This is a genomic window from Parafrankia colletiae (assembly GCF_001854655.1).
GTDB lineage: Bacteria > Actinomycetota > Actinomycetes > Frankiales > Frankiaceae > Parafrankia > Parafrankia colletiae.
The window spans coordinates 1-2,004 of the sequence record NZ_MBLM01000086.1 but is presented as its reverse complement, the minus strand read 5'-3'; the positions used below and the strand labels follow the sequence as shown (position 1 = coordinate 2,004).

3 protein-coding genes and 1 pseudogene are annotated in these 2,004 nt (G+C 64.2%); 1 reads left to right on the top strand and 3 read right to left on the bottom strand.

The features are described 5' to 3' along the window. Both CC117_RS10155 and CC117_RS37370 read right to left on the bottom strand, forming a co-directional pair. Positions 1–287, bottom strand: a pseudogene (locus tag CC117_RS10155) (IS1634 family transposase); the annotation flags it as partial. Between the two features lie 108 nt (positions 288–395). Beyond that, complete coding sequence (locus tag CC117_RS37370) at positions 396–563, bottom strand: hypothetical protein (protein WP_157905388.1); 168 nt, start codon at positions 561–563, stop codon at positions 396–398. A gap of 207 nt (positions 564–770) precedes the next feature. Between CC117_RS37370 and CC117_RS10150 the strand changes: the two genes are divergently transcribed. Next, positions 771–1,454 carry a TetR/AcrR family transcriptional regulator gene (locus tag CC117_RS10150; protein ID WP_071083494.1) on the top strand — a complete coding sequence of 228 codons (684 nt, stop codon included), beginning with the start codon at positions 771–773 and terminating at the stop codon, positions 1,452–1,454. Positions 1,455–1,472: 18 nt separating this feature from the next. On the opposite strand, the gene CC117_RS10145 is transcribed toward CC117_RS10150, so the two are convergent. Continuing rightward, positions 1,473–1,652 carry a dodecin gene (locus tag CC117_RS10145; protein ID WP_071083493.1) on the bottom strand — a complete coding sequence of 60 codons (180 nt, stop codon included), beginning with the start codon at positions 1,650–1,652 and terminating at the stop codon, positions 1,473–1,475. Positions 1,653–2,004 lie beyond the last annotated feature (352 nt).

Genomic DNA, 2,004 nt, shown 5'->3' with positions numbered 1-2,004 from the left:
AATCCCAGTAGGTCGTAGGCACGGCCGAGCGCGTCCCACAGTGCGGCGGACCGCGTTGAGGTGATCGGTAGCGGCCCACCCGCCGCCGGCGCGTCCAGGCCCAGGTCAAGCTCACCCTGACCGCGGGCGAGGCGCTGCCGCGCGACCGCCTTCAACGCCTCCAGCGCCGCGTCGTCGTGCGCCGAGCCGATGTGCTCCAGCTGCAACGAGCCCCCACGCGACGAGTACACGATCTGCACCGCCCGCGCCCCGGACTTCGTCTTCACCGTCCGCACATACGGAGACACCCGGCCAGCGTAGAGCCCGCCGGTTAGTGCGGACTTTTCGCCTTCCCGCGCGACAACACCCCAGGTCACAGACCTGCGATCTTGCTGGAACGATCAACGTGAGCCAAGTCAGGTTTCAATGGAGAAGTCGACCAGGCGACGCTGCGCGTGCAGGGCCTCGCTGGCGAAGTCGAAGACCTGATAGACGGCTTCGGAGGGGTTGAGGGTCGAGAAGGTCGGGATCGAGGCGCCCTGGCGGCTCCCCCCAAGCCTCGTTGGCGGGCTTGGCCCAATCATCGATCGCGTTGCTCAGAACTTCCTGGCCACTGCGCAGAACCTCGAAGTGCTGGTCCTGAAGCGAAGACGTGCTTGATGCCATGGTGGCACTCCTATTCAGCTGATGCGACGTCGGGACGCTGCACTTGCGCCTCGCCCGCGCACCGCTCGTCTATACTGAACTGACCGGGCAACCCACGTGGGTCGGTGTAAGAGTCAGGAGGAGCTATGGCGCAGGCGCGAGCGAGCACCACGGAGCTTGTCGTTGCCGCGGCTGCGCGCGTCTTCCTCGCAAAGGGTTACCAGGCGAGCACAATGGCAGACATTGCGCGTGAAGCGAACATCTCGAAACCGACGGTCTACCAATACGTGCAGAGCAAACAATGGCTACTGGACACCATCGTGTCATTGGTGTCGGAGGAACTAGAGCGGTGCGGGCAGGTTATCCATACTGCTGATGCGCCGGCTAACGCACGGCTTCGGTGGCTGATCAGGGTGCACGTGGCGTTCGCCGTGCGGTATCGAAACTCGTACCGAGTGACATTCAGCGAGCAAGCGGCCCTGTCGCCAGCCGCGCGCCAAGAGTTCAAGCAATGGGCCAAGCGGACGACGAGCAAATTCGTGGACCTTCTCGCCGAATGTCGACAGGAAGGCACCCTCGACTGGCCACGCGACATCGAGGTCGCCGGCAACCTCATCTTGTCGACCCTGACATCGGTCCATCGATGGTTCTTCCCCGACGGGCGACGAATGACCGAAGAGCTGCTCGTCGAGTACATAGAGCACCTGCTGTCCGGCGTGATTACTGAGTCCGATATGCCTAGCTGGCCGATGCCCGAGCTGCCGATGTCCCCCTTCGAGGACCCACAGGGCGACGAGGCTGTTCTCGTCCGGCGGTCACCGGCGCGGTAGCGGTGCCAGYAGGTCCGCTCAGTACATTACGTGACGAACCTGCCCGTCCTCGAGGTGTCCCCGGATCTCGCCGACCTCGAACCACTCCAGGTTGCGCAACGTCTGGGAGGCTCGTGCCACTCCATTGCGGATAGCTTGGTCAACACCGTCCGTGGACGAGTCGACGATTTCGGTGAGGCGGTACGTGTGATCGCTCATGGGATCTCCTTGATGCGGACTCACATGCCGCCCCCTGTGGGCACTGGAGTCACAGAAAGATAGCAACGGCGCGACTGACCTCGTTTCGAAGGAAAGGAGTGGCCGCTTGGTGCCCCACTGGGCCGGGAGGACCGCTAAGGTCGCGGCGCCAACTCGTCTGGGGTTGTGAGCCCCTACCCACGGTTGCTGGCAGACGTCTGACTCCAATGGAACTCTGGTTTGCACGGCCGAACGTCGGAGCCACCCTGATGTCGTCGCCTGCCCGTCGGTCCCCACGAGGGCTGCCGGGCTGCCGGTTGAGCCCAGGAGCGCGGGCGGCGGTGACGACCGAGGCCGCATGCCGCTTGGGGAA